At 48.0% G+C, this 24,969-nt stretch carries 24 protein-coding genes and 1 riboswitch; of the genes, 18 read left to right on the top strand and 6 right to left on the bottom strand.

The genetic code is table 11. From position 1 onward, the window contains the following. Positions 1–99: 99 nt before the first annotated feature. From cysK to ACXAD6_RS16795, 3 genes are all read right to left on the bottom strand, one after another. Positions 100–1,029 carry a cysteine synthase A gene (gene cysK, locus ACXAD6_RS16805; protein ID WP_474969865.1) on the bottom strand — a complete coding sequence of 310 codons (930 nt, stop codon included), beginning with the start codon at positions 1,027–1,029 and terminating at the stop codon, positions 100–102. A gap of 87 nt (positions 1,030–1,116) precedes the next feature. Further along, positions 1,117–1,749: a YpmS family protein gene (locus ACXAD6_RS16800; protein WP_474969864.1), complete on the bottom strand. Its 633-nt coding sequence runs from the start codon at positions 1,747–1,749 to the stop codon at positions 1,117–1,119. A gap of 17 nt (positions 1,750–1,766) precedes the next feature. Further along, the gene (locus tag ACXAD6_RS16795; protein ID WP_474969863.1) at positions 1,767–2,684 is read right to left on the bottom strand and encodes an SGNH/GDSL hydrolase family protein; all 918 of its coding nucleotides are present in this window, start codon (positions 2,682–2,684) and stop codon (positions 1,767–1,769) included. A gap of 172 nt (positions 2,685–2,856) precedes the next feature. Here ACXAD6_RS16795 and ACXAD6_RS16790 point away from each other — a divergent pair, with 172 nt between their 5' ends. The 14 genes from ACXAD6_RS16790 to ACXAD6_RS16725 all read left to right on the top strand — a co-directional run bounded on the left by ACXAD6_RS16790 (position 2,857) and on the right by ACXAD6_RS16725 (position 17,486). Continuing rightward, the gene (locus ACXAD6_RS16790; protein ID WP_474969862.1) at positions 2,857–5,133 is read left to right on the top strand and encodes a helicase C-terminal domain-containing protein; all 2,277 of its coding nucleotides are present in this window, start codon (positions 2,857–2,859) and stop codon (positions 5,131–5,133) included. Positions 5,134–5,206: 73 nt separating this feature from the next. Beyond that, positions 5,207–5,695: a carboxymuconolactone decarboxylase family protein gene (locus ACXAD6_RS16785; protein ID WP_474969861.1), complete on the top strand. Its 489-nt coding sequence runs from the start codon at positions 5,207–5,209 to the stop codon at positions 5,693–5,695. A 193-nt stretch (positions 5,696–5,888) separates the two neighbouring features. Further along, positions 5,889–6,476, top strand: coding sequence for a biotin transporter BioY (locus tag ACXAD6_RS16780; protein WP_474969860.1), 588 nt, complete (start codon positions 5,889–5,891; stop codon positions 6,474–6,476). Positions 6,477–6,617: 141 nt separating this feature from the next. After that, positions 6,618–7,718 carry a M24 family metallopeptidase gene (locus tag ACXAD6_RS16775; RefSeq protein WP_474969859.1) on the top strand — a complete coding sequence of 367 codons (1,101 nt, stop codon included), beginning with the start codon at positions 6,618–6,620 and terminating at the stop codon, positions 7,716–7,718. A gap of 546 nt (positions 7,719–8,264) precedes the next feature. After that, the gene (locus ACXAD6_RS16770; RefSeq protein WP_474969858.1) at positions 8,265–8,612 is read left to right on the top strand and encodes a lmo0954 family membrane protein; all 348 of its coding nucleotides are present in this window, start codon (positions 8,265–8,267) and stop codon (positions 8,610–8,612) included. Between the two features lie 16 nt (positions 8,613–8,628). Continuing rightward, the gene (locus ACXAD6_RS16765; protein ID WP_474969857.1) at positions 8,629–9,267 is read left to right on the top strand and encodes a PspA/IM30 family protein; all 639 of its coding nucleotides are present in this window, start codon (positions 8,629–8,631) and stop codon (positions 9,265–9,267) included. Between the two features lie 90 nt (positions 9,268–9,357). Further along, entirely contained in the window at positions 9,358–10,077 is a 720-nt protein-coding gene (liaF, locus tag ACXAD6_RS16760) for a cell wall-active antibiotics response protein LiaF (RefSeq protein ID WP_474969856.1), read from the top strand. Beyond that, positions 10,074–11,111, top strand: a complete 1,038-nt coding sequence (locus tag ACXAD6_RS16755) for a sensor histidine kinase (protein WP_474969855.1) — start codon at positions 10,074–10,076, stop codon at positions 11,109–11,111. Before liaF ends, ACXAD6_RS16755 begins: the two co-directional genes overlap by 4 nt. Beyond that, entirely contained in the window at positions 11,111–11,743 is a 633-nt protein-coding gene (locus tag ACXAD6_RS16750; protein WP_474969854.1) for a response regulator, read from the top strand. Before ACXAD6_RS16755 ends, ACXAD6_RS16750 begins: the two co-directional genes overlap by 1 nt. 307 nt (positions 11,744–12,050) lie before the next feature. After that, the gene (rpiA, locus tag ACXAD6_RS16745; protein ID WP_474969853.1) at positions 12,051–12,749 is read left to right on the top strand and encodes a ribose 5-phosphate isomerase A; all 699 of its coding nucleotides are present in this window, start codon (positions 12,051–12,053) and stop codon (positions 12,747–12,749) included. Positions 12,750–12,832: 83 nt separating this feature from the next. Next, a complete protein-coding gene (locus ACXAD6_RS16740; RefSeq protein ID WP_474969852.1) occupies positions 12,833–14,359 on the top strand; it encodes an RQC-minor-2 family DNA-binding protein in 1,527 nt (508 codons plus the stop codon). Between the two features lie 187 nt (positions 14,360–14,546). Beyond that, a complete protein-coding gene (locus ACXAD6_RS16735) occupies positions 14,547–15,191 on the top strand; it encodes a DUF4166 domain-containing protein (protein ID WP_474969851.1) in 645 nt (214 codons plus the stop codon). Positions 15,192–15,205: 14 nt separating this feature from the next. Next, positions 15,206–16,042, top strand: coding sequence for a tryptophan 2,3-dioxygenase (gene kynA / locus ACXAD6_RS16730; RefSeq protein ID WP_474969850.1), 837 nt, complete (start codon positions 15,206–15,208; stop codon positions 16,040–16,042). 94 nt (positions 16,043–16,136) lie between these two features. Continuing rightward, on the top strand, positions 16,137–17,486 hold the full coding sequence (locus ACXAD6_RS16725) for a polysaccharide deacetylase family protein (protein ID WP_474969849.1): 1,350 nt from the start codon (positions 16,137–16,139) through the stop codon (positions 17,484–17,486). A gap of 52 nt (positions 17,487–17,538) precedes the next feature. On the opposite strand, the gene metX is transcribed toward ACXAD6_RS16725, so the two are convergent. Both metX and ACXAD6_RS16715 read right to left on the bottom strand, forming a co-directional pair. Then, positions 17,539–18,594: a homoserine O-acetyltransferase MetX gene (gene metX, locus ACXAD6_RS16720; protein WP_474969848.1), complete on the bottom strand. Its 1,056-nt coding sequence runs from the start codon at positions 18,592–18,594 to the stop codon at positions 17,539–17,541. Between the two features lie 23 nt (positions 18,595–18,617). Further along, positions 18,618–20,318: an O-acetylhomoserine aminocarboxypropyltransferase/cysteine synthase family protein gene (locus tag ACXAD6_RS16715; protein ID WP_474969847.1), complete on the bottom strand. Its 1,701-nt coding sequence runs from the start codon at positions 20,316–20,318 to the stop codon at positions 18,618–18,620. 109 nt (positions 20,319–20,427) lie between these two features. After that, positions 20,428–20,536, bottom strand: a riboswitch (SAM riboswitch). A gap of 143 nt (positions 20,537–20,679) precedes the next feature. Here ACXAD6_RS16715 and ACXAD6_RS16710 point away from each other — a divergent pair. From ACXAD6_RS16710 to ACXAD6_RS16695, 4 genes are all read left to right on the top strand, one after another. Next, positions 20,680–20,877 (top strand): DUF2188 domain-containing protein, encoded by a 198-nt coding sequence (locus tag ACXAD6_RS16710; RefSeq protein WP_027953364.1) that lies wholly within the window; start codon positions 20,680–20,682, stop codon positions 20,875–20,877. A gap of 120 nt (positions 20,878–20,997) precedes the next feature. Then, positions 20,998–22,215: an FAD-dependent monooxygenase gene (locus ACXAD6_RS16705; protein WP_474969846.1), complete on the top strand. Its 1,218-nt coding sequence runs from the start codon at positions 20,998–21,000 to the stop codon at positions 22,213–22,215. A 41-nt stretch (positions 22,216–22,256) separates the two neighbouring features. Continuing rightward, positions 22,257–22,712, top strand: a complete 456-nt coding sequence (locus tag ACXAD6_RS16700) for a hypothetical protein (RefSeq protein ID WP_474969845.1) — start codon at positions 22,257–22,259, stop codon at positions 22,710–22,712. 51 nt (positions 22,713–22,763) lie between these two features. Then, on the top strand, positions 22,764–23,729 hold the full coding sequence (locus ACXAD6_RS16695) for an NAD(P)/FAD-dependent oxidoreductase (protein WP_474969844.1): 966 nt from the start codon (positions 22,764–22,766) through the stop codon (positions 23,727–23,729). 263 nt (positions 23,730–23,992) lie between these two features. Here the strand turns inward: ACXAD6_RS16695 and rarD are convergent, their stop codons facing one another. Then, positions 23,993–24,898 (bottom strand): EamA family transporter RarD, encoded by a 906-nt coding sequence (gene rarD, locus ACXAD6_RS16690; RefSeq protein ID WP_474969843.1) that lies wholly within the window; start codon positions 24,896–24,898, stop codon positions 23,993–23,995. Positions 24,899–24,969: the final 71 nt, after the last annotated feature.

Below are 24,969 nucleotides of genomic sequence, written 5' to 3'. Positions count from 1 at the left end.
GGCTTTCGCTCCTGGCGGTAAGAAAGAAAAAAGCTTGTAAAGAAACAGGGGTTTCTCTACAAGCTGAGGAGTCCATCGTGGACTCCTTTTTTATATCTTTTAATATCGGAATAGATCGCCTGATAAGTAGCGCTCTCCTGTATCCGGAGCGATACAGACGATGACTTCTCCCGGTTTTTTCTGTTTGGCGGCCTGGATGGCAGCCCAGCAGGCGGCGCCGCAGGATGTCCCAAGGAGCAGCCCCTCTTCACGGGCCAGACGACGGGTGATGTCATAGGCATCTTCGTCGGTGACCTGGTAAATCTCATCATAAATCTCCTGATTCAATATACTTGGAATGAATCCCGGGCTTGTACCGACCAGCTTATGCTTGCCTGGCTGACCGCCCGACAACACGGGAGATCCTGCCGGTTCCGCAACGTGGATGGTCATGTCCTTGAAGCGTTTTTTTAATTCTTCACCGGTTCCTGTAATCGTTCCTCCAGTCCCTGCTGTGGAGACAAAACCGGCCAGCGGTTTACCGAGTTCATCCATTGCTTCGATAATTTCTGCAGCTGTGGTATGGCGGTGAGCATCAGGGTTGGCCATATTCTCAAACTGCATCGGCATAAAGCCGCCGTCGATTTCTTCGACCAGTTCTTTTGCCTTGGCGATGGCTCCGGGCATTTTGGCGTCTCCCGGCGTCAGAACAATTTCCGCTCCGTATGCTTTCAGAAGATTGATCCGTTCCTGTGTCATCGTGTCCGGCATGACTAGAACAGCGCGGTATCCTCTGGCGGCGGCATTCATCGCAATACCGATTCCCGTATTTCCACTTGTCGGTTCAATGATGGTGGATCCCTCTTTTAAAAATCCATCCTTTTCAGCCTGTTCAATCATATTGAAAGCAGCCCGGTCTTTCACACTGCCGCTCGGGTTGTACTTTTCCAGTTTCATATAAATATCTGCGCCACCCTCTGGAGCCAGGCGGTTTAATTTCACTAACGGAGTATCTCCGATTAGATCCGCAATGTTGTTGACTACGCGCATGAACGTCACATCCTTTTGTTAGACCTGTTGCTTTAAGTTTACCATAGGAAGTGGAGGCCATTCATCCGCTGTGCTCTCCCGACTGCTTCAAAAATTGTCTTCCACCATCTGTTGGGCGAATTGGAACGTATCTTTCGGTACGGAAATTTTAAAAGCCAGCTGGTTGGCATTCAGGTTGAAGCGGTCCACTTTCACATTGAAGTTACTGGCCGTTTCCATCTGGGTGACGGCAACATAGATATTTTCTTCATTCGGGTTCACGATGACCCATTCCGGCAGATTGTAGTTATCCTTTAAGAATTCCAGTACTTTCTTATTAGGAAGAGGCAGCTGTCCAAGAGAGATTTTCTCCTGTTCCAGAACAAGGTCGCCGTTTTCCTGGACCACAGGGTTTAATTCCACCTTGATGGGGACTACCTGTTCAAAAGCCTTGATATTTCCGGATAACGTAACGTTTTTGTCGATCGAGACGGAGTAATCAAATACGGTCTGGTTGGACAGCTCGGATAAGTATTCATTGGCGAGCTGCTCCATATTCTCTTTCGTTGAGACAATGGTGAACTCGGCATCGGTATTTTCTTTTCCACGGTCTACATTGACAAGGGTATACGAGCTCGGGAGAAAGACTAAAGCCAGAAGCCACCCGATGATCCCGATGTTGATGATGGCAAGGACCCAGAAGGATGTCCGCCATTTATTGTTAAGAAGTAATCGTTTCATTTATCATTCCACCCAGGTTATTCTTCAATATCTTCTCTAATATGAGCGAGTACGCGTTCTGCCATTTCCTTGTATCCCTGTTCATTGGGGTGGAAATGGTCTTCTTCCCATAGGAGTTCTTCTTCGTTTCCATCAAAGATATCACGGATAGGAATAAAGTGGGCCTGATCATAGGTGCCGATGATCCTTTCGCTCGCCTCGTTCCAATCGCCCATGATTTCTCCAAGCTCGGGGATGTTATCAAAATACTGGTTAAATGGATTGTACAGACCAACGAAGTAGATGGGGGCTTCGCCGTTCAAGTTTTGTGTCTTCTCAATAATTTCCTTGAGCCGCTCTTCATATCCATCGCGTTCGTTTCGGAAGTCCTGGTAGTTTAAATCTGTGAAGTTATCTTTAACCACCTTCATCACATCGTTGGCGCCGATGGTGATGAGCACAATGTCTGCCTGTTCGATGGACCGGGAAATATCTTCGTCTTCCATCCGTTCTAACATCTGGTCCGTACGATTGCCGCGTTTTCCGTAATTGATCACTTCAAGAGACGTATTGTTGTTAGTATTTGTGAAGTTGTCTTCAAGAATACCAACATAGCCGCCATTATCTGTCCCGTCTCCGACGCCCTGCGTCAAAGAGTCCCCAATGGCAACTACGGTCAAATCATTTTTTATGAAAAGGTCACGTGCGCTGTCCATGACACTTGTGAAAACGTCCCGCAGACCTTCGCCAAGGGCGTTTTCGTCTTCCTCTGTTGAAACTTCCTCCTGCTCTATCTCTGGCTGCTCTTCTACATCCGCGTCTCCTGTTTCTAACGGCTGTTCATCAGGTGTGCTGGATGACTCCTGCTCCTCTGGTGTATAGATAAAGGAGGCTGTTATAAAAAAGGCAAGAATGAGAGTAAGCAGGATGGAGGCTGTCCATCTCCACTTTTTCACGTTAGGATCCCTCCTGAGGGGGCGTTAATTTTATTATATGTGGTTTTATTTTTATGGGAAATGAAAAAGTTTTATCCATAATTATAGCATGACGCCTTTACAATAGACATACGTGAACGAGTGTTGGAAGATGAGGGTAGGGAACGAATTGGTTGCGGGAGGCGTTTGAAAAATGGATCGAAGTATGACGATTTCTGTAAGAGAGCTGGTCTCTTATGTGTACAGGGCTGGAAGTATTGATGAAAGGTTCCAGTCCAATACAGCTCTGTTGGAGGGAACAGCCATCCATCAGGAAGTGCAGAAGAAATATAAGGACGGAGATGAAAAGGAAGTTTTCCTTCAGTGTGAATATGCGTATGGAGAGCTTCGTCTGATTGTCCAGGGCCGGTGTGACGGCCTGCTTGAGGGAGAAGACGGGCCGGTCATTGATGAAATCAAGTCGACATCCGGGGACCTGGAGGAACTCGACAGTTCTTCTCATCCCGTTTACTGGGCTCAGGCAAAAGGCTACGCCTATATCTATTCTCTCCAGGAAAACCTGGAAAAAATCGATGTCCAGCTGACCTATGTGCAGAAACGGACGAAGGAAAAGAAACGCCTGCAGATAAGATTCACGCATGAGGAACTGGCTGACTTTATGGAGGAGACCGTGAAGGCTTATCAATCCTACGCCTCTGTCCTTCATCATCTGGAGGAACAGAGGGAAGCCACGGTTCCTTCCTTTTCTTTTCCGTTCTCTACCTATCGGACAGGCCAGCGGAAACTGGCGGGGAGTGTGTACAGGACGATTGAAGAAAAACGGAACCTGTTCGCTCAGGCCCCCACCGGCATCGGGAAGACGATATCGACTTTATTTCCGGCTGTCAAAGCTCTTTCTCTTGATAAAATGGACAGGATTTACTATTTAACCGCTAAAACGACGACGAGAGCGACAGCTGAGGAGGCACTGGCCAAAATGGAAGAGCACGGTCTCTCCCTGAGGTCGGTCACCTTAACGGCTAAGGAGAAAATCTGTTTTCAGGAGGAAACGATCTGTCAGCCGGATTATTGTGAATATGCAGATGGGTATTACGACAGGGTGAATGACGGCATTGTGGATGTACTGAGGAATGAGACGCAGCTTACACGCCCTGTGATTGAAGCGTATGCCAGAAAACACCGTTTATGCCCGTTTGAGTTTTCTCTTGATCTTACGGATGTGGTGGACGTGATCATCAGTGATTACAATTACATCTTCGACCCACGTGTTGCCTTAAAGAGGCTGATGCCTGACCGTAAGAAAAAAACAGCCCTCCTTGTGGATGAAGCGCATAACCTTGTTGAACGGGCGAGAGAAATGTACTCGGCCTCGATTTATAAAAACCCATTCAGGGAGGCTTCTGATTCGTGGGAAGACGAGGAGGGGGTCCGAAAGACCGCCCTGGCAGTGGCTGATGACCTGGAGCGCCTTGCCGGTTTCCAAGGTGGGGAGATCGTCATCAATGAGATCCCTGGAGAACTGGAAGAAAACCTGGAACGGTTCATTGGGAAAACGGAGCAGATCATCCAGGAACAAGCGGAGGACGAGCGCTCCGAATCTCTTGTTGACTTGTATTTCACCGCCCAGAATTTCCTGAGGATTTTTGAGTTTGTGGATGATCACTATCGTTTTATAGCGGCAAAAGGGGAAAACGGGGATCTGATGCTGAAGTTGTTCTGCCTGGATCCTTCCCACGTATTAAAGAAGGTGACAGATGGGTTCCGCTCCGGTACATTCTTTTCAGCCACGCTTTCACCTTTTGCCTATTATAAAGAAATGCTGGGAGGGACGAAGGAGGATTACATCCTTCAGCTTCCATCCCCTTACGACGCCTCTCAGGTGGATGTCACAATTACGCCGTTATCAACCCGGTATAAAAACCGGAATCAAACGGCCGGAATTCTGGCAGAGCGGTTGAAAGACCAGGTGGAAAGCTATAGTGGAAACCACTTATTCTTTTTCCCGTCGTATCACTACATGGAGCTTGTCTACCAAGAGTTCCGGCAGATGTCCCCTGTCGATGCAGTCATGCAGGAAAGGGGCATGGATGAGAGTCGGCGGGAGGATTTTCTTGCCCAATTCGTTCCAGGAGGGCGTCTGGCAGGTTTTGCTGTCATGGGTGGTGTTTTTTCTGAAGGTGTCGACCTCCGCGGAGACCGGCTGAATGGTGTGGCCGTCGTTGGTGTCGGTCTGGCTCCAAGAAACTTCGAGAAAGAGTTGATTAAAGACTATTTCAATGAGAAAGGCCGCCGGGGGTATGATTATGCTTACGTATATCCTGGAATGAACAAAGTGCTCCAGGCTGGTGGACGCTTGATCCGTTCGGAAGAGGATCATGGAGCTATCCAGCTTATAGATGACCGGTTTGTTTCTGGAAAATACACGAGTTTATTCCCAGAAGATTGGAGAAATTATCGAATTATTAAATAAAAAGATTTCCCGGGAAATTTATTGGCGGATACCGCTGTGCCGGGAATGGATTTTGTAGAAATGAGGGATAGATATGCCTTGGATTAAACCAGTGAAACAACAGCATATGAAAGAAATAAAAGGAGAAGATGAGCCTTCCTCTTTGTTTGACCGGCTTATTGCCAATGACCCCGGTTTATATGAAGCTTTTCTTCCACTTCAACAGGCAGTGAAGAATACCGGCCTTCCAGATGATTTGCGAGAGGCGGTCATCACGTTTTTGTCAATGAAAAATGGCTGCCGCTACTGTACAAAAAGTCATGCTTCCTTGTTAGAAGGCCACACAGGTGTGAATGATGTAGAAGAATGGCTGGATCATTATGAAGCATCATCCATGAGTGAGCAGTGGAAAGCTGTCCTGAATTATGCCGAACAGTTAACCGCCAAACCTGTAGAGGTGGATCAGGACAGCGTGAACCGCCTTACGAAAGCAGGCTTTAGTGTTCGTGAGATTGCTGTGATCAACCATACCGTGGCTTATACGAGCTATACGAATCAGTTGTCGATGGGGCTTGGATTGTAAAGGTTTAAGCACCGCTCGAGACTGGGATTTTCAGACTGTCGGGAACTTTTCCGGCAGTCTTTTTTTGGCCGCTGTGTATTTTTTCAAAAGGTGTGTGTTTGAAAAAGTTTATTGTAAACTAAAATAAATTAGTGTTGACATTATGTCAGGGTTTTTTTATCTTTAAGGAAGAAGTTGTGGAGGAGGAAAAATGATGAAGAAGTCGAAACTAAGCGTTTATGACATCACTTTAGGGAGTTTATTTGTTGCGCTGATGGCTATCGGTGCCAATATTACGGCTTACCTGCCATTTCTCCAGGTTATGGGAGTTCCTCTGACCCTGCAGACGTTTTTCGCTATTCTGGCAGGGCTTATGCTCGGAAGCCGTCTCGGGTCTTTTTCGATTCTCGTGTATGTTCTTTTAGGTTTGGCGGGAGCACCGATCTTTGCTGGGTTTAAAGGCGGGTTGTCGGTTGTGATTGCTCCGACGTTCGGATTTATTTTGTCTTATATTATTCTTGCTTATTTTGTAGGGAAAATCGCTGAATCCAGGCGGACGATGCCGAGGTACATGATGGCCGCTGCCGCCGGCATCATCATCAACTATTTTGTCGGTGTCCAATTATTTTATCTCGCACTGAATTTCTGGGTGGGAGGAGACGGGATCAGTCTCGCTCTGGCGTGGTCCAGTATGGTGCCGTTTATCATAAAGGACAGTATTCTCGCCGTAGGTGCAGTCTTGTTTACTCAGAGGTTGGAAAAGGCGTGGCTTTCCAAAACAAGACTCAGACAGGCGGCATAGTCCTGTCGTTTCATGAAAGAACGTAAGGTCCTGCCCGCATAGGGGACAGGGCTTTTTTGCCATTTTTCGGACTTTTGTGTGAGTTGGATAACGGTCTGGATTGCTATATGATGAAAGAAGATTCGAAAGGAGAGATGGAGAATGAAACATCGTTTGGATGAACTGGCTGCCTACCTGAAGGAGAAGGGTATTGATGCAGCTTTTATTAATTCACCGGAAAACTTCTTTTATTTAACCGGGTTTCTAACTGACCCTCATGAAAGACTGTTAGGATTGGTCGTCTTTCCGGAAGCAGACCCTATAGCTGTTCTTCCGGGAATGGAAAAAGCACAGCTGCAGGAAACAGGGTGGAGCCATGAAATCATTGGTTACGCTGATCATGAAAATCCTTGGACGTTGATGAAGGATTCTATGAATCAGGCGGGGATCACGAACGTACATCATGTGGGCATAGAAAAAGAAGTGCTTTCCTACGGGCGTAGTGAGTCCTTTTTTGCGTTGTTTGATGACGCAGAGGTTCTGGACATCGAAGGGAAATTAAACGAGATGCGTGTCGTGAAGGATGAGCAGGAAATCGCGGTTTTGAAGGAAGCGGCAGAACTCGCAGATTTCGGGGTCAAGGTAGGGACAGAAGCCCTGAATGAAGGGGTTACGGAAATGGAAGTCCTGGCGGCGATTGAGTATGAGCTTAAGAAAAAAGGCGTCGCTCAAATGTCCTTCTCCACGATGGTGCTTTTTGGTGAGAAATCCGGCCACCCTCACGGAAATCCTGGAGACCGTAGATTAAAAGAAGGAGACCTTGTCCTGTTTGATCTTGGAGTCGTCTGGAAAGGATACACGTCTGATATTACGAGGACCTTCGCTTTCCGCTCTGTCAATGAAAAGCAGAAAGCTATCTATGAAACGGTTCTGGAAGCATTGAATGCATCCCTGGCCATCAGTCGTCCTGGAACAAGGATTGGTGATCTGGATGAAGCGGCGCGTCAGATCATTACAGAAGCCGGCTACGGCGATAAGTTTCCACACCGGATTGGACATGGACTGGGAATCAATGTGCATGAATTCCCTTCTATGAGCCATTTGAATGACGGGGTATTAAAAGAAGGGATGACGTATACGCTCGAACCGGGCATTTACGATCCTGAAATCGGCGGTGTCCGTATTGAAGATGATGTACTTGTCACCCCGGAAGGATTTGTCACGCTGACAGAAACACCAAAAGAACTCACCATCATAAAGTGAATAGAGCAGCCGTAAGACGATCAAAGGAAAGGTGCCTGCAGAAGGCACCTTTCCTTTTTTTATTGTGTCTCTGTTATTGCTTGGTGTTGTTATTTAACATGTGAGCTCCTATCATCACCCCTTTCTGTCATGGGATTTGTAGGAGGCGGCCTTGAAAATGACTCCCTTTCCGTGGGGTACCGTGAGCCGCGGAAAGCGGACGGTTTTCCCTGCCATCCCATGCTCTGAGTAAATAGCAGACCGGACCCCTAATTCCAGACGGAAACGATTTAGTAATCGTTTGAAATATCAACCACAGACTTTAACAGAGCTTTTATTGTAGAAAAAGTGCGGGCCGGACGATCATTCCTTTTGTCTGTGAAATCAAAACAAACGAATGGGAGGGCTTTGGTTCCGGAAGGTATATAGATCTTTTCTCTCCTATGGAAAACGAGGGCGGAAGGGATATAAGCCTCTGGTCTTAGATAAAGATATATCCCCGGCTCATTACGGAAATCCTTCAGCACCGGTATGATAAAGACAAGAACAGTGCAGGGAGGGAAATACATGAAAAAGTTTCTGTTGTTCCTCGCAGGTCTGATTGCCCTTGGATTATTCATTGCGAACCTTGGCCCGATGATTCTGCTTGGTGTCAGTGTGTGGCTGCTTTATATCGTTTTCAAGCAGTTTGTGAAAAGTGACTCGACAGCCGGGAAGATCGGCTGGATGGTCGTCGGCTTGATTGTTTTAAGCGTCGCTGTTTCCAATGTTTACGCGGTCGTCGGCGTCGCTGCTGCTTTTGTCCTTTACTGGATTTATAAAAATTGGACAAGCCGTCCACGTGATCCCGCGTCTGAAAAAAAAGACGATCCATTTACAAATTTTGAGCGTCAATGGGCAGAGTTGAACAAATAACAAAGGAGATGGAAACATGGCCAACCTATTTACACGACTAAAGGATTCAATTACGGCAGATCTTCATGAGGCATTGGACCAAAAGGAACAGAAGAACCCGGCCGCTATGCTGAATCAGTACTTAAGAGAAAGTGAAAAGGAGACGGAAAAAGTCCGGAAGCTGGTGGAGAGGCAGTACCAGTTGAAGGATGAATTCACGAGGGAATATCAAAAAGCGTCAGATCTGGCTGAGAAACGTAAGCATCAGGCGCATGTGGCTGAACAGGCCGGCGAAACGTCCATGCATAATTTTGCGGTAAAAGAGCAGGAAGAATATGAATCGCGTGCTGAAAAGCTGAAGCAGTCTCAGGCAGAATGTGTAGAGCAGCTGGAGGCCCTTGAGCGTAAGTATGAGGAAATGAAGCATAAACTAAAGGATATGCATTTGAAACGGATGGCGTTTATGGGACGTGAAAATACAGCGCGTGCGCATCACACAATGAACCGTGTGCTGGAGGATGGCTCAGACAAGCCGTATTCCAGATTCTCTGAGATCGACCGTTACATGGAGGACCTGGAGTATAAGGTGAACAGTGCCTATTACCGTCATACGTTTGACAGTAAGATGGCAGAGATTGAGAAAAAGGTCCGGAATAAGCAGGAAGTGTCGGGGTAACTAAATCATGGTATGATAAAGGCGCAGTTCTCTGCGTCTTTCCTTTGTCTAAAGGGCGCAGGTGGATAAGAGGAAGGGGGAATGACCGCTGTGCTTAAAAGAATTTCAACAGATATGCTGAACACGATTTTAATCACGGGGGTGATTCTCCTGATTATTGAAATAGTGTTCTTTAACGGAGGTCTCATTTTTTCTGTCGGTTTTTCAGCCGTACTGATTTACTTCGGTTGGAAGAATTATAGACCGCTTTGGAGAAAAGTCATGTTTTGGATCGGGGCGGTCAGTCTCGGGCTGACTGTACTAAGTATGATTGCCGTTCGTTTTCTCGTGCTGGCCATCCTTTTTCTGGCGGTCCGTCATTATTACAAAACGAAGCAGCACCCGGAAAACGTTCAGCTTGGAGAGATGGACCAGGAACCGCATGACCCTCCGGAAGAACCTGTATTCACTCAAAAGTTTTTTGGGCGGCAGGCGACGCCCCCACATTCCTATCCGTGGCAGGATGTGAATGTGCACGGAGGCATAGGCGACCGGGTTATCGATTTAAGTGAGACCGTTCTTCCTTCGAACGAATCCGTTATTTCCATCCGTCATTTTATAGGCAATGTCACGATTTATGTTCCGTATGAGGTGGAAGTGACGATCCTTCACAGCGCCATCATTGGAAGAAGCTCGATTTTTCAGTTTAAAAAGTCCAGAATGCTCAATCAGATGACGTATTACCAAACACCGGATTATCAGGAAAATAAGCCCCGGGTGAAGGTGATTACGTCGATATTTTCCGGTGATCTCGAGGTGAAGCGGATATGAACCTTTGGCAGAGGCAGATTGGGTCGGGACTTTTCACGTTCTTTCTATTTGCTGTTCTCCTGACCGCTGTAACATTCGCCGCTTTTCCGGTAGAGCGGTGGTCAGTGCTCTGGACAAGAGAGGTGCTCGATCTTCCGTATGGATTTTTGATTCTGCTGTTATCCCTGTTTATGGGACTTGTAACCGGTACGGCCCAGGGGTGGTACTGGCGTCGTCAGCTTACCCATATCGAACAGCAGCTTGGAGAAGTCGTGAAAGGCAGTCCTCTGGAGACGGACACGGCGGATCTGGCAGAAGTGAAAAGAATTGAAGATCGAATGAAACAGCTGGAAGAGAAAATTGTGAAACAAGCCGAGCTTTCTCAACGTATGGTTACAGAAAGAGCGGAAGAACGGGAAAAAAGCCTTCAGGAAGTAGTCATACAAGAAAGGAATCGTCTGGCCAGGGAACTTCACGATTCTGTCAGTCAGCAGTTGTTTGCCGCTTCCATGATGATGTCAGCCATTAATGAGACAAAAGACCATGAGCGGGAAGGCGTGGATCGGCAGCTGAAGATGGTAGAGAGGATGATTCATCAATCCCAGCTCGAAATGAGGGCACTGCTCCTCCATCTGCGGCCGGTTCCCTTGAAAGATAAAACGCTGGCGGAAGGAATGACAGAGCTTCTTCAGGAGCTGATCCAAAAGGTGCCGCTTCAGATTGACTGGACGATTGAAACATTTCCATTAGAAAAAGGTGTGGAGGACCAGCTCTTCCGGATTCTGCAGGAATCGGTATCCAACACACTGAGGCACGCCAAGGCATCGACCCTTTCGGTTATGCTTCTGGAGCGTGATCAAACCGTTATTTTGAAAGTGATCGACGACGGTATGGGGTTTCATGTGGAAGAGAAAAAAACGAGTTCCTACGGTCTCCAAAATATGGAGGAGCGTGCCTTTGAAGTGGGCGGCGTGCTAAAGGTTGTCAGTGTGAAAGGACAGGGGACCCGGTTGGAAGTAAAAGTGCCCCACCGACTTAAAGGAGGTCAATCCTGATGATTCGAGTATTATTTGCAGATGATCATGAGATGGTCCGTATTGGTGTATCCGCCTATTTGTCCTCGCAGCCGGATATTGAGGTGATCGCTGAAGCAGGGGACGGCGAAGATGCTGTAGCGCTTGCCTTTCAACACCGGCCGGACATTATTTTGATGGACCTCGTGATGGAACATATGGATGGGATTGAAGCGACAAAGCGGATTACAGCCGAATGGCCGGAGGCGAAGATTATCATCGTCACAAGTTTTCTTGATGATGAGAAGGTGTATCCCGCTTTAGAGGCAGGAGCGGTCAGTTATATGCTGAAAACGTCAAAAGCAGAGGAAATTGCCCAGGCGATCCGTGCCACTTTTGAAGGACGGTCCATTCTGGAACCGGAGGTCACCGGGAAAATCATGACAAAGATGCGTCACCCCGACCAACGGGCGCTCCATGAAGATTTGACGAACAGAGAAAAGGAAATTCTGCTTCTGATGGCAGATGGCAGGACGAACCAGGAGATTGCAGAAGAGTTGTTCATAGCCTTAAAAACGGTAAAGGTTCACGTAAGCAGTATTCTTGGGAAATTACAAGTATCAGACAGGACGCAGGCCGTCATTTACGCATTCAAACATGATCTTGTCCATTAAATACATGAAAGAGTATACGAACACCCCGGCCATGCAGGCCGGGGTGTTTTCAGTGGAGGAAGGTGACGTAGACAAAGGCGGTAATCAGAATGAGATAGAAGATGACCAGTTTCCAATAGAGTCTTCTCATGCTTTTCCCCCTTTACTTCGGCCCGTCGTATTCCATTAAGTTTATGTGAAGGAGACGTAAAGAATGACAAAGTTTACCCCGTCGCTGTATCTGTGGGGAACCTGTTTGATACACTTTTCCTAACACCTGTGCTTGTTTCATGAGACTTTCGGGAATACAAAGAGAGAGGTGATTTGTATGAATTGGAACAATCAGCTGGCCGGGAAACCGGTATGGGATGGCGGAATATCCAATCGGGAAGCCAAAGAACGGACCGCCGCCAGAGTGAGCGGATATGTTGAAGATCAGCAGGTGATCGGCGTCGGTTCCGGGTCGACGGCTTTCATTGCTCTGGAAAAGATCGCTGAACGGGTAAAGAACGAGGGGCTGGACGTTTATGCCGTACCGACATCGAAAGAAGCGGAGATGAACTGTGCCTTGTTCGGCTTAAAGACGACAACATTGACAGCTGCAAAGCCCGACTGGGGTTTTGACGGAGCGGATGAGGTAGACAATGCCGGCCGGTTGATCAAAGGAAGGGGCGGAGCGTTATTCGCTGAAAAACTCGTGATGGCAAGCTCCCCTAAAACGTATATTTTAGTGGATGAAAGTAAATATGTTCAGAAACTCGGTGAAAAGTATGCTGTTCCTGTTGAAGTGGATCCGAGGGCTGTGCATCTTGTAGAAACAAAGCTTCAGGAATTCCCTTGTGTGGACATTCAGCTGCGGATGGCGGCGGCGAAAGACGGCCCCGTGCTCACGGAAGCAGGAAATCTCCTGCTGGAAGTGCGGTTCCAACACATTCATGATGAGTTGGAAAAAGAGCTCAGTGCCATCCCTGGAGTTATAGAAACAGGACTGTTCATTGGGTATCCCGTGGAAATTTTAACGGTTTGACGCCCATTTTACTTATATTTGTTGGTAACTCGTAATACTTTTTCTATAATAGTAGTAAATCCTTATTCAAAGGGGAATTCATTATGGGACTGCCAAATAGGATTGCTTACCAGGATCATCGCTACCCTCATGTTGTACTTGCGCCGATTGGGAAAAAGAACAAACATATTCGTTCCATCGGACATAAATTTGAACGGGGGTTATTATCCAGGCTTAACGATGCAATTGTGGATCATATCGGCAGGAAGTCTCTGGACACAACGTCCATCCAGAATTATCTCGGACTAACCGGAGATGCAGTTCTGCCTGTAGCTTTTCAAAAGGAAGAGAGGATCCATCCACATTTGCTGCGCCCAGAATTATTTTTATGGAAGTCCCTGCCTGAAGAACATGGACTACCTTTAAAAGATCAATATTTATATAACACAGATTTCACTCAGCTGTCCGCAGACCAGTTGTATGACCATGTCGGGGAAGTGCTGGATGATTATCTGTTTCTTTCTCACATCAGCACGGAAAGTCGTGAAGACTGGCTTGATAAAATAGCAGATGCGTTTCACCGGCATCCGATGGTCCAGCTTTTTCATCAAAAGCGCGACGTCATCGATGCGGTCGAAACAATGAATCAATCCTCACTCATTTCTGTGCTGAACTATCCTGAGGACATCGCATATTGGAGGCACCGTGTCGAAATCGTCATGCGCCCGTTCCGAGCTCTTCCACAGGCGTGGGTCGAGCAGGAACAAGGCAGCTGCCCCCATTCAAAATGTTTACAGTTCGATGCCGGGGAGAAAACGATCTGCTGCTACTGTGAAACGTGTGATTTCTGTCTTTATTATGACACGGTGGAAGATATGGTCCGTTTTCCTGAAGAGTTTGATGTGGAACGGGCAGCCAAGCGCACATCGACGATTGAGCAGCAGTTCAATGACATAGCGATACAGAACAGCAGGCTTCTCGAGCAGCTTGGCCAATTGAGAGCTTTGAAAAAACAGCTCAACACCGCAAGGAAATCCCTTGATGAAAGCCTGGCTGTCGTCAGCCGTATCGAAAAGTATCAGCGCAGAAAAGACGACCTGTCCGCCTATCCTTTACTGGACATGTATGACAAATTAAGCCGGGTTCATATTCCGGAGAAGCGGACCGATTCAGAGCTGCTGTGGCTGGCAGGTGTCCAGCTTCATGATGTCCGTATTCTTAAGGAGTTGAACCGCTGGCAGAAGGTCGTGCCGGAGCATGTCTACCCGAATACCCGGCATGTCCTTGAGGAACTGAAGGCGCGTCTCGAAGAAGTCCGCTACAATGATGAGGATATCATTCTGACCATCAAAGGAAGGTCCATCACTTATGCGGATACTCAGCAGATTCTTGACCTCATCTATTATTATGGCAGTGAATATCCGGTGCACACCCTGGTCCAGATGCTCGCGGGCAAGCCGACGAACAAATTAAGAAGTCTCTATCTTCATGAAACACGCTGGTTTGGTCTGTTATCGAGCTGGCCGGAAAAGCATATTCAGCGGTTGTTCACCCAGCTGGAAAAGCAGGGCTGGCTGATGAAGCAGCAGAAGGGTTATGCAATCAGTGATTATGCAGAGGAAGTTATGTAGAACAACGTTTTTTCATAAGAAAGACCTGCTTGTAAGGGCAGGTCTTTCTTTTCTGCATGCAGCTGAATCGTAAGCGTTTACTTGTGCTATAATTCATGTACAGCCAAGGTTCCGTCTTCCCTAGTGTATTCATCACGAGGCACGGGGAGAACAGGAAAACGGATAGTTTAAAGGAGGCCGCATACAAATGAAATCCATCTACCACAAAGCACTCGGGGAGCAGTTCCATAACCTTCATCCTGAGCTGCAGAAAAAATACGGATTAACGAGTAAGCAGAATCTTATGGTCCTTGGACAGGGCAGAATGACGGAAATCCGAGGAACTCCGGCGTTCGTTAGGCCGCTGATGAGTGCGGGGGTTAAGGATCACCTTCTCTTCAGAGAGCGTGGAAAAGATGTGCCGTTTACCCTCGAAAATTACGTCTATGAAGATGAAGAGGGCAGAGAAACGATCAGTTGGATCCGCCGCTTCTTTTTCCCATATGCCATCCGCGGTTTTGATTCTGCTGCGAGGTATGATGAAGAAAAACAGTGTCTTGTCGATCATCTTGGCCGTTCGGGCCTGGTAGAGGCAGAATTTGATCTTCACGTTACTTCAGAAGGCGGATTGTATATGGAGTCAAGAACGAATCATGTGGGAGGAGTGCTGGGCATGACCGGGCCTGTGACGTCCGTATATGAACATTATGAAGAAAAAGAAGGGGCGACACGGGTGCACGTCCATACAGAAGACCCTGTCCTCGGAACGCTCTTAATGTATGAAGGGCTTGTTCACACAGAATTCCTCCCGATGACGTTCCGCAATATCCCACAGCGTGGAGTACTTGACTAAAGGAGGTCCCACTCATGACCCAGCAACCGCCGAAAGGCAGTGAAGGCGTGCATACGGATTTTTCCGATCGGATGACTTATGGAGAATATTTACGTTTAGACCAGCTGCTTGATGCGCAGAAGCCGCTTTCTTCCCATCATGATGAAATGCTCTTTATTATGATCCATCAGGTGAGTGAAATATGGATGAAGCTGATGCTTCACGAACTCCAGGCAGCCATCCGGTCGATTCAACATGACGACATGCAGCCGGCTTTTAAAATGCTTGCCAGAGTCTCCAGTATTCAGAAGCAGATCATCCAAGCATGGGACGTACTGGCGACGATGACCCCGTCAGAATACATGGAATTCCGGGATCACCTCGGCCAGGCTTCGGGGTTTCAATCCTACCAGTACCGGATGATTGAGTTTGCTCTTGGGTATAAAACGAATGCTGTATTGAAGATTTACCGGAAAGATAAAGATCTTCACAATCGACTGGAAAAGGCCTATAAAAATCCCAGCTTGTATGATGTGACACTTGAGCAGCTGTCCAAAGCAGGTTTTGATCTCGATCCACAGGTGCTGAACAGGAATTATAAAGATGTGTATGAGCAGAACCCTTCGGTTGAAGCCGCCTGGGCAATGGTCTACAAAGATGTAGATCAGTATTGGCATCTGTATCAGCTGGCTGAGAAGCTTGTCGACTTGGAGGACAGCCTCCAGCAGTGGCGTTTTCGTCATATGAAGACAGTGGAACGGATCATCGGCCATAAAAAAGGGACAGGAGGATCCTCGGGGGTCGGCTACTTGAAGAAAGTTCTGGATCACCGCTTTTTCCCTGAGCTCTGGGACGTCCGCACCCACTTTTAATGTCAGAATAGGCTGAATATATCTGATTAATTAAATGATTGTTACATTTGTGTTACAATAGGTTGTGTGACTAATAGATAAAGAGGGAAGAATTATGAGACAACCTATTTTATATATATCACTGCTGGTCGTTTTAGTTGTATCAGGATGCTCATTTATCGCAAAAGCTAATGAAAATGATTCTAAACCATCTGATGAAACAGAACCAATGTACGATATCGATATGAAGACGGAACTCGTGGAGCATAATGAATACCACATAACCATCCACTATCCGCAGACAACCAACCATCAATTGAATCAGACGATTGTTGATTACGTCAATCAACAGAAGGCCGACTTTAAACAGGCCAGCTATCAGAATAAACAATCCGTGGAGGCTTCTGAATCCCATGAGCTTCACGTGGACTTTGAGATGCTCTATCAGGATCACCGTTTCTTCGTAGTCCGCTTCATAGAAACGATGGATGTAGGCGGAAACGAGGTTATCCAAAACCAGACCGTCATGAATTTTGATAAGAAGGACGGACGCAGGCTTGAGCTGGACGAGCTGCTCAAGAATGATCCGGAAGTGCTTGATGAACTGGCTGCATTGACAGAAGAAGCAATGAAGGAAGAGGAAGTCGCCACCCATTACCATCTACCTCTTCACGTGAATAAGGGAACATTTGAAGATGTGGCCCTTACCAAAGAAGGGGTGAGGGTCTATCTTCAGGCGGAGGACGGCACATTGGGATATGTACTGGTCGAACTTGAAGAAGGGCAGGATCTCATTCGGAAAGAATTTGTAGAAGCTTTGGAATCCGCTTCCGACGCATCGGAAACATCTTCTTCAGAGCAGGAGCAAAGCCCCGTGGAGGCTGTTTCAACGGATGACCTTGGGGTGGAAACCGGAGAAAAGAGAGCTGCTCTCACTTTTGATGACGGTCCTCATCCAACATGGACAGTGGATATTCTCAACCTTCTGGAGAAGTATGACGCCAAAGGCTCGTTTTTCATGATCGGAAAACGGGTGTCCTATTACCCGGAAACGGCCCGGATGGTGGCTGAGCAGGGTCATGAAATCGGAAATCATACGTGGGATCATCCCCGCCTCGCCCGGTTAAATCCGGAAGAGGTGGATGAGCAGATCCTCGCTGCCCAGGACGTGATCAAGCAGGCCGCGGGAGTAGAAACGGCTGGATTGAGACTGCCGTTTGGCGAGAATCCTCCAAAGGCTTATAAAGGCGATTGGAATACGGTTCCATGGACGCTCTATTCCGAAGAGTGGAGCGAACAGGAGCCGGAGGAAATAGCGGAAGAGATTATTTCACAGGCAGAGGATGGTTCAGTGATTCTTCTCCATGAATTAGAGAGCCGGACCCCTGAAGTCGTAGAGCTTGTGCTGGAACAGTTAACTTCCCAAGGGTTTCAATTTGTGAAAGTCAGTGATCTTCCATCATAAAAAAGACGGGTAGATGAACATCGTGTTCGTCTACCCGTCTTTTTTATGTTTTCTAGTCCTCATTCAGCTCATCTTTGATGAAACGGCCCCATTGTTCGAATTCAACGAGAAAGCCGTCGTGACCATAATCCGTAGGGATATGCCTGTGGACGGCCTTCGGTGCCGCCGATGAAAAAGCGGAAATCAGCTCTTCTGGATACAGCAGGTCGTGTTCAAAACTGAACGTGATCAAGTCTGCTTTATACTGAGCGGCGGCCGCTTTCCATCCTCCCCGGTTTCTCCCGATGTCATGGTTATTCATTGCATCAAGCAGGTACAAGTAGCTGTTCGCGTCAAACCGTTCTTTGATTTTATCTCCCTGATAATCCAGGTAGGACTGAATTTCATAAGTGTCTCCTCCATTGGACCGGTCAAACCTTTTTTCAAAAAGAGCAGGGCTTCTGTAAGTCACCATGCCGGTCATCCGCGCAATTTCAAACCCCTGCAGGGACTCATTCGTCGTGTAGTTCCCGTCTTGGAAAAAAGGATCGTTTTTAATGGCTTTCGCCCCGATATGATTGAAGGCGATGCCGTAATCACTTAAGTAGGGGGTGGCAGCCATAATCAGCAGCTTCTCCATAAAGTCAGGGTAGAGGAGCCCCCACTCATACGCCTGCATACCTCCAAGCGATCCTCCCGCAACAGCTTTGACCTGATGAATGCCCATCTTTTTTAAAGCCTCATACTGGGCACGGACCATATCCCGGATGGTCACTTTAGGGAAATGCTGACGGAATGGTCTGCCTGTATCCGGATTCATACTGGCGGGACCTGTAGACCCGTGACAACCTCCCAGAACATTGAAAGTAATCACTTGGAACAGGGAGGTGTCGATTGGCTCCCCCTCCCCGATTAATCCTGCCCACCAGCCGGGCTGCTCTTCCGTACCCACAGCTGCCTGGTTCCCGGTTAAAGCGTGGCAGACGACAATGACGGGAGCATGAGACGGGCCGGTGCGTTCGTAAGCCAGTTCGACAGATTCCAGCCGTCCGCCGGATTCGAAATGGAAGGGTCCCAGTTCAATCGTTTCCAAAGCTGCTGTCTGGCTGGCGGGGTTTTTTAAAGACATGCTTTCATTCTCCTTTCTGGCCATTATACAGTGACGAGTGTTTGAGATAAGTGGTGTCCTGAGCGGATCGAAACGATCGTCTCGTAAAGGCTCGCACCGGATAGGATTTGTTCATTTTTCAGGGAAGAAGCAGTTTTGGACCAGATGACCGATGGATTCGCCGACTGGGCCAGATCCGTTTGGTTTTCTCCAAGGGTTTCAAAGTAAAGAATATCGAAAGCTGGATCGTTCTGTTCCAGAATGTCTTCCACCTTTGAAAAAGTAGTCACATCAAAACCGAACCGCTCCAACTTGGAGGCTTCCTCCTGCAGGCCTCCCGGCTGATCAGGAATGACGCCGATCGTTTTCCGGCGGATGTTCCCATTGGACCGGTCGAGAGAGGAACGGAGAACGGTCTCCGCTGGATGAGGCTGTTCCTTATAAGGGCGGCTGTATCCATTGGCCTTTTCTATGGCTTGATCCAAGTCCTGTATAAGATCAGTCACAGATTCCAGACCAACCGACAAGCGGACAAGTTCTTCGGAAACACCGGACTTTTTCAAGTTCTCCTCATTCAACTGCTGATGGGTGGTGGATGCCGGATGGATGATCAATGATTTCGCATCACCCACATTAGCTACGTGGGACCAGAGTGTGGAGTGATCGATCAATTTACGACCGGCTTCGCGTCCCCCTTTGATTCCGAAGACAACCATGGATCCGGCTCCGCCTTTCAAATACTTTCGGGCAAGGTCATGAGTAGGGTGATCCTGCAGTCCAGGGTAATTCACCCAATCCACCCCTTCATGATTCTGCAGGTATGCAGCAATCTCATAGGCCTGTTCTGCATGCTTTTCGATTCTCAGGTGAAGCGTTTCAAGTCCCTGCAGGAGCAGGAAGGCGTTCTGGGGGCTCAGGCAGGCGCCGATATCTCTCAAAATCTGAACACGGAGCTTAACCGCATAGCCGGCAGGTCCAGCATCAATACCGAAGCGGATGCCGTTGTAGCTTTCATCAGGCTCAGTAAAACCCGGGAATTTTTCGTGATTCCAGTCAAAACGCCCGCTGTCTACGACAATACCGCCGATAGCTGTACCATGGCCCCCGATCCACTTCGTTGCGGAGTGGACAACGATATCGGCTCCCCAGGCGATCGGTTTGCATACATAAGGGGTGGCGAAGGTGTTGTCGACAATCAAGGGAATGTGATGGGCGTGGGCAATATCCGCTACCGCTTCAAAGTCCAGCACATTCAGGCTTGGGTTCCCGATGGTTTCAGCAAAAATCGCTTTCGTTTCAGGTGTAACAGCTTCCTCAAAGGCATTAGGATCGTTCCCATCTACGAAAACAACGTTCACACCATAGCGGGGAAGGGTGTGGACGAATAAGTTATACGTACCTCCGTACAAGTTGGAGGAAGTGAGGATGGTATCTCCGGCTCCGGCAACGTTCAGGACGGCCATCGTGATTGCCGCCATCCCGGAAGCTGTAGCGACAGCAGCGGCACCGTCTTCCAGAAGGGCAACACGCTGCTCAAATACATCGACCGTCGGGTTTGTGATTCTGGAATAGATGTTCCCTGGTTCGGCCAGGGCGAATAGGTTCTGGGCATGATCGGTATCATTAAATACATATGACGTTGTCTGATAGATGGGAACAGCACGCGATCCTGTTGCTGGATCAGCTTCCTGTCCACCGTGAAGCAGCTGTGTTTCATCACCGTATACATGATTTGAATTGGTCATTGTTTCATTCCTCCTTATGATTTCCAGGACATCCTGATCCTCGGTGTAGAGGGAAAAAGAAAAACCCTCTTCTGTAAGTAAGAAGAGGGCTTTTATGTATGCTTACCTCCCCTTATCTTTCAGATCATCTGATCTGTAGGATGTAGCACCTTTTCAAGTTTTCCTTGAAGGTTGCCGGGCGTCTCAGGGCCTAGTCCCTCTGCCGCTCACGATAAGAGTTTTCAATATTTAATTTATCTGACTTGTTTGAAATTATAAAGGGGTCCAGCTCTCTTGTCAATTCCCAGCTTGAAACAAGGGTGTTTAAATCTATAATAGGGCGGGAATGGATAATTAAGTCTATGTTGAAGGAGATGTTTTCATGAAGGAATATAGTGTAGTACCAAATAAAGATGTAACCGGATGGTTCGTAAAAATTGAGGACGTAGCTCCGACAGATTTATTTGATGAGCGTGATACAGCTGTAGAAAAAGCGGAAGAAATCGCGAAACAGAACAAACCGAGCCGCTTGTACATCCTTGACCAGAATCACGAAGTTGAAGAAGAGCGTACCTTTTAAAAAATCCCCGTCCAGGGGATTTTTTTATGGCTTCCTATGCTTGTTTTCCTGTGGCTGTAGTTTTTTTGCGTGAAACCGATTATGATGGGACACAGGTTGAGAAAGAAAGGAAGGACCGGAATGAATCATACATATGACGTGATCATTACAGGAGCCCGGGCAGCTGGGGCAAGTCTGGCTGTCCTGCTCGGGAAAATGGGGAAGCGTGTCCTGTTGATCGATAAAGCCGCGTTTCCGAGTGACACACTGTCTACTCACTTTATGTCCCATACCCGCTTCCTTGAGGAACTGGGCATCCTTCATAAACTGGAGAAGACCGGTTTGAGAAAAGTGAGCCGGATGCGGACGTATATCGGCCAAAGTTTTATAGAAGGACCGAGAGCGGATTATACGATTATACCTAAACGAGATGTCCTGGACCCTCTTCTGATCGAGCAGGCCGAGGCGTTGAGTTCCGTCACTTTTATGCCGCGTACGTCAGCAAGAGGTTTGATCAGGGAGGACGGGCGCGTTGCCGGGCTTCACCTTGAAACAGAAGGGGAAGCGTGGGAGGCCTGTGCAGCGTGGGTGGCCGGAGCGGATGGAAAGAACTCGAACATCGCTGCCTGGACGGAAGCAGAGAAGTATCGGGAAACGAAGCCTCTCCGTCCGGTCTTATACGGTTATTACACAGGCGTGGAGCCGTTAAGCGAACCTGTAACGGAGATTTTCCTGCATGAAGGACGAATCGGCTTTGTATTTCCAATGGAGGAAAACCGGGATTGTCTCGGTATTGAAATCCACCCTGGGGAATTTACGGACATGATGAAAGCGCCGCAGGATACATTTGAACAAACGTTTAATCAATTTTACGGAATGAAGAAAAGGATGGAAGGGGCAGTTCTGCAGGGAAAGATTATCGGAACCCCCGGAATGCCGAACTTTTTCAGGAATGCTTATGGAGAGGGCTGGGTCCTCCTTGGAGATGCTGGTCACAGTAAAGATCCAAGTACGGGGCTTGGAATCAATGATGCGTTTCTACAGTCCTTTCTGCTGGCCGATGCTTTTCAGCAGATGGATGAAGGGGTGGATTGGAAAACAGCCCTGGATCGTTTTCAGAGTCGAAGGGATGAACAGCTGCTGCCGGGATTTCAGCTGACATTGGATTATATTCAATCGCTCCGGAAGTGGACAGACAACGAAATGGCATTGTTTCAAACCATCGCCGCCAACCCTATGGCGTGGAATAAGCTGATGCCTCATATGGGACGGCATTTGAAAGAAGACACCAAGGATTTCCCTCTTTTTTATCAATCGGTGGAAGGGGAAGCTTCCTCCTTCGGTTTCAGGAAGGATTAACTTCCTTTGAAGGCGAAATGGTTAAGAGAGGTGATGAGAAGATGGAATGGTCGAAAACATCAGCTTTCGAAAAGCTGCAGGAAATTTATACAGATAAAGTGATGCAGGACGAAAAAAGAAGAATCTTCCAAATGGTGTACCGCCATCTGCATGGCCATCTTGACGATCTTGCTGTGGAAACAGGTCTGACAGAAAAAGCTGAAAAACAATTGAAGTTTTTTAAAGAATACACGTTTATGCCGGGCGATAATCTTTTTCAGTCGATGCGCTGGGTCTTTTTGGTCGCCCGTGGAGAAAAACCGAGGGAAGCAGAAGAAACGAGGGATCACTTGAACCGGATTTACCGTTCGTTGTATCAGCCGGCCGGCTTGAAGAATCCGGCCATTCCTGAGACTTTCTGGGAAACGCCTCTCGGTGTCGCCTGTTTGGTGGCAGAAGAAGGAGTCGAGGCGGTTTATCCGATTCTTGATGAAGTTCTTGAAGTCGAAAAAATATAGGATGAATGGGGTTTTCTGCAAAGGAAGCCCAAGAGAAGGGGAGGGTCAAGGATGGAACATTATGAAGTGACGATTATCGGTGCAGGCCTTGCAGGAATAACAGCCGCGCGCCGTTTGATGAAGCAGGGACGTACAAATATCATGCTTGTCGATAAAGGGAAAAGTGTCGGGGGACGCCTCGCCACCCGCCGGATTGCGGGCGGCAGAGCGGACCACGGGGCCCAGTTTTTCACGGTCCGTACAGAAGAACTTGAAGAAGAAGTCCAGCACTGGGTGGAGGCCGGATGGGTAAAGGAATGGTTCGGTGACGACCACCCGCGGTACACGGCTGTAGACGGAATGAATGCTTTTGCCAAGCAGCTTGCTGAGGGTATCCCCACTTTATTGGAAACAAAGATCGAGAAATTATTAGAAAATGACGGGGGATACAGGGTCTACAGTGCAGACGGTTCTGAATGGCAGACGGACAGTCTGTATTTGACGATGCCTGTGCCCCAGGTTCTGGAGCTCTTCAGAAACAGTACCATGAGCATGCCTGAACCTGTGAGAAAACAATTGAAAGGGATCCTGTTTGAGCCAACGTATGTGGGATTGTTTGAATTCAACAAGCCTACAGAACTTCCTGAGCACGGCCATTTGGATCAAGACCTTCCTGAAGGTGTGGAACGGATTGTCGATCATAGTAAAAAAGGAATTTCCGAAGATGTGATCGTCAGTGTCTACATGACAGCAGACTGGTCCAGAAAATACTACGGTGAAGATTATGTCATGTCTCTGGTGAAAGAAAAGGCGGAGAACTATCTTCCATGGGACGACCTGGAGTCGGAGCAGTTGAAGCGGTGGAGGTATGCCCAGGCGAAGAAAGTTGTGAAGGAGTCCTGTCTTGATGTGAATGGAGACGGCAGACTCATCCTCGGAGGAGACGCGTTCCTCCGCCCGAATGATACAGCCGGCCGGACCCGTTTTGAAAGTGCCTATTTGTCAGGGAAAGATGCTGCTGCCCATCTGCGCTGGTAGAAAAAGTTCGTCCTATCCAGTTAGAGTTGTCCGCATGTCATGTTGAGGGGGGCACGTTCCGCTTATCGGTGGATGCCTGTCGCGGGCACGGCCTCCGCTGACTTGGTCAAGAAAACCATTGGACCAAGTGGGTCTTCGGCTCGCGGGCTCGTCCGCGGAAAGGGAAGGGGCTTCCGCTCCGGGCGGCAGGAAAGAAAAAAGCTTGTAAAGAAACAGAAGCTCCTCTACAAGGTGAAAGGTGTTCTCTCTAAGAGAACACCTTTTTATGTGACTTTCGGTTCGTATTTCTTCATGCGCTTCATGCGGGCCATCGTATAGACGGCAAGTCCTGCCCAGATGAATGTAAAGGCGACGCCATGCACCGATGTGAATGGTTCGTCGTAGAGGAATACACCGATGAACAGCATAATCGTTGGCGCGAAATACTGTAAAAAACCCACCATGGAAAGCGGAATCCGTTTGGCCCCCGCTGAGAATAAAAGTAACGGTACAGCGGTCACGACTCCGGCGCCGAAGACAAGGAGTGCTGTGAGCAATCCCCATTCTACGGATGCCCCCTGCCCGCTTAGCTGCTGGAGCAGGAAGAAAAGCGCAGCTGGTGTAACGATGAACGTTTCAATGGTCAACCCAAACATGGCGTTCAACGGCACCAGTTTTTTAAGCAGGCCGTATGTTCCGAAGCTGAAGGCCAAGAGCAGGGCAAGCCAGGGGACGGAGCCGAACTTTAGTGTCATATAAAGGACGCCTGTTCCAGCGAGAGCGAAAGCGAGCCACTGGGCTTTCGAGAAGCGTTCCTGAAGGAAAATCATGCCGAGCAGAATGCTGACCAGCGGATTAATGTAATAGCCGAGGCTGGCTTCAACCACGTGGTTGGTATTGACAGCAAGTATGTAGGTCACCCAGTTGATACTGATGGTCACAGATGCCAGTGTCATTCCGATCATCTGCCGCTTATTCTTTAAAATCCGTCGGCATTCTTTGAAAAACGCCTGCTGTTTTTGAAGAACCAAAATGATCAGCGTCATAAAAACAAACGACCAGACGATGCGGTGGGCAAGAATCTCAAAGGCGGAAATTTCCTGAATCCATTTCCAGTAAATCGGAAGAATGCCCCATAGAATATAAGCTCCGGATGTATAGATGATTCCTAGTTTTTGATCATTTTCCATCTCTGTCCTCCTTTCCATAAAAAACTGTTCGATGTACGTCCGAATCATTATAGCACCATTTGCAGAACAGA

This window comes from Halobacillus sp. ABH2_015 (assembly GCF_056158945.1).
This window is presented reverse-complemented; position numbering and strand designations above follow the sequence as displayed.

Bases quoted from the DNA above. Each gene is read 5' to 3' on its own strand.
- ACXAD6_RS16705 (WP_474969846.1), top strand. From the start codon at position 20,998: ATGAATCATACATATGACGTGATCATTACAGGAGCCCGGGCAGCTGGG.
- cysK (WP_474969865.1), bottom strand. From the start codon at position 1,029: ATGCGCGTAGTCAACAACATTGCGGATCTAATCGGAGATACTCCGTTA.
- ACXAD6_RS16775 (WP_474969859.1), top strand. From the start codon at position 6,618: ATGAAACATCGTTTGGATGAACTGGCTGCCTACCTGAAGGAGAAGGGT.
- ACXAD6_RS16780 (WP_474969860.1), top strand. From the start codon at position 5,889: ATGAAGAAGTCGAAACTAAGCGTTTATGACATCACTTTAGGGAGTTTA.
- ACXAD6_RS16735 (WP_474969851.1), top strand. From the start codon at position 14,547: ATGAAATCCATCTACCACAAAGCACTCGGGGAGCAGTTCCATAACCTT.
- ACXAD6_RS16695 (WP_474969844.1), top strand. From the start codon at position 22,764: ATGGAACATTATGAAGTGACGATTATCGGTGCAGGCCTTGCAGGAATA.
- ACXAD6_RS16785 (WP_474969861.1), top strand. From the start codon at position 5,207: ATGCCTTGGATTAAACCAGTGAAACAACAGCATATGAAAGAAATAAAA.
- rarD (WP_474969843.1), bottom strand. From the start codon at position 24,898: ATGGAAAATGATCAAAAACTAGGAATCATCTATACATCCGGAGCTTAT.
- rpiA (WP_474969853.1), top strand. From the start codon at position 12,051: ATGAATTGGAACAATCAGCTGGCCGGGAAACCGGTATGGGATGGCGGA.
- ACXAD6_RS16750 (WP_474969854.1), top strand. From the start codon at position 11,111: ATGATTCGAGTATTATTTGCAGATGATCATGAGATGGTCCGTATTGGT.
- kynA (WP_474969850.1), top strand. From the start codon at position 15,206: ATGACCCAGCAACCGCCGAAAGGCAGTGAAGGCGTGCATACGGATTTT.
- ACXAD6_RS16725 (WP_474969849.1), top strand. From the start codon at position 16,137: ATGAGACAACCTATTTTATATATATCACTGCTGGTCGTTTTAGTTGTA.
- ACXAD6_RS16740 (WP_474969852.1), top strand. From the start codon at position 12,833: ATGGGACTGCCAAATAGGATTGCTTACCAGGATCATCGCTACCCTCAT.
- ACXAD6_RS16765 (WP_474969857.1), top strand. From the start codon at position 8,629: ATGGCCAACCTATTTACACGACTAAAGGATTCAATTACGGCAGATCTT.
- ACXAD6_RS16770 (WP_474969858.1), top strand. From the start codon at position 8,265: ATGAAAAAGTTTCTGTTGTTCCTCGCAGGTCTGATTGCCCTTGGATTA.
- metX (WP_474969848.1), bottom strand. From the start codon at position 18,594: ATGTCTTTAAAAAACCCCGCCAGCCAGACAGCAGCTTTGGAAACGATT.
- ACXAD6_RS16710 (WP_027953364.1), top strand. From the start codon at position 20,680: ATGAAGGAATATAGTGTAGTACCAAATAAAGATGTAACCGGATGGTTC.
- ACXAD6_RS16700 (WP_474969845.1), top strand. From the start codon at position 22,257: ATGGAATGGTCGAAAACATCAGCTTTCGAAAAGCTGCAGGAAATTTAT.
- ACXAD6_RS16755 (WP_474969855.1), top strand. From the start codon at position 10,074: ATGAACCTTTGGCAGAGGCAGATTGGGTCGGGACTTTTCACGTTCTTT.
- ACXAD6_RS16790 (WP_474969862.1), top strand. From the start codon at position 2,857: ATGGATCGAAGTATGACGATTTCTGTAAGAGAGCTGGTCTCTTATGTG.
- ACXAD6_RS16715 (WP_474969847.1), bottom strand. From the start codon at position 20,318: ATGACCAATTCAAATCATGTATACGGTGATGAAACACAGCTGCTTCAC.
- ACXAD6_RS16800 (WP_474969864.1), bottom strand. From the start codon at position 1,749: ATGAAACGATTACTTCTTAACAATAAATGGCGGACATCCTTCTGGGTC.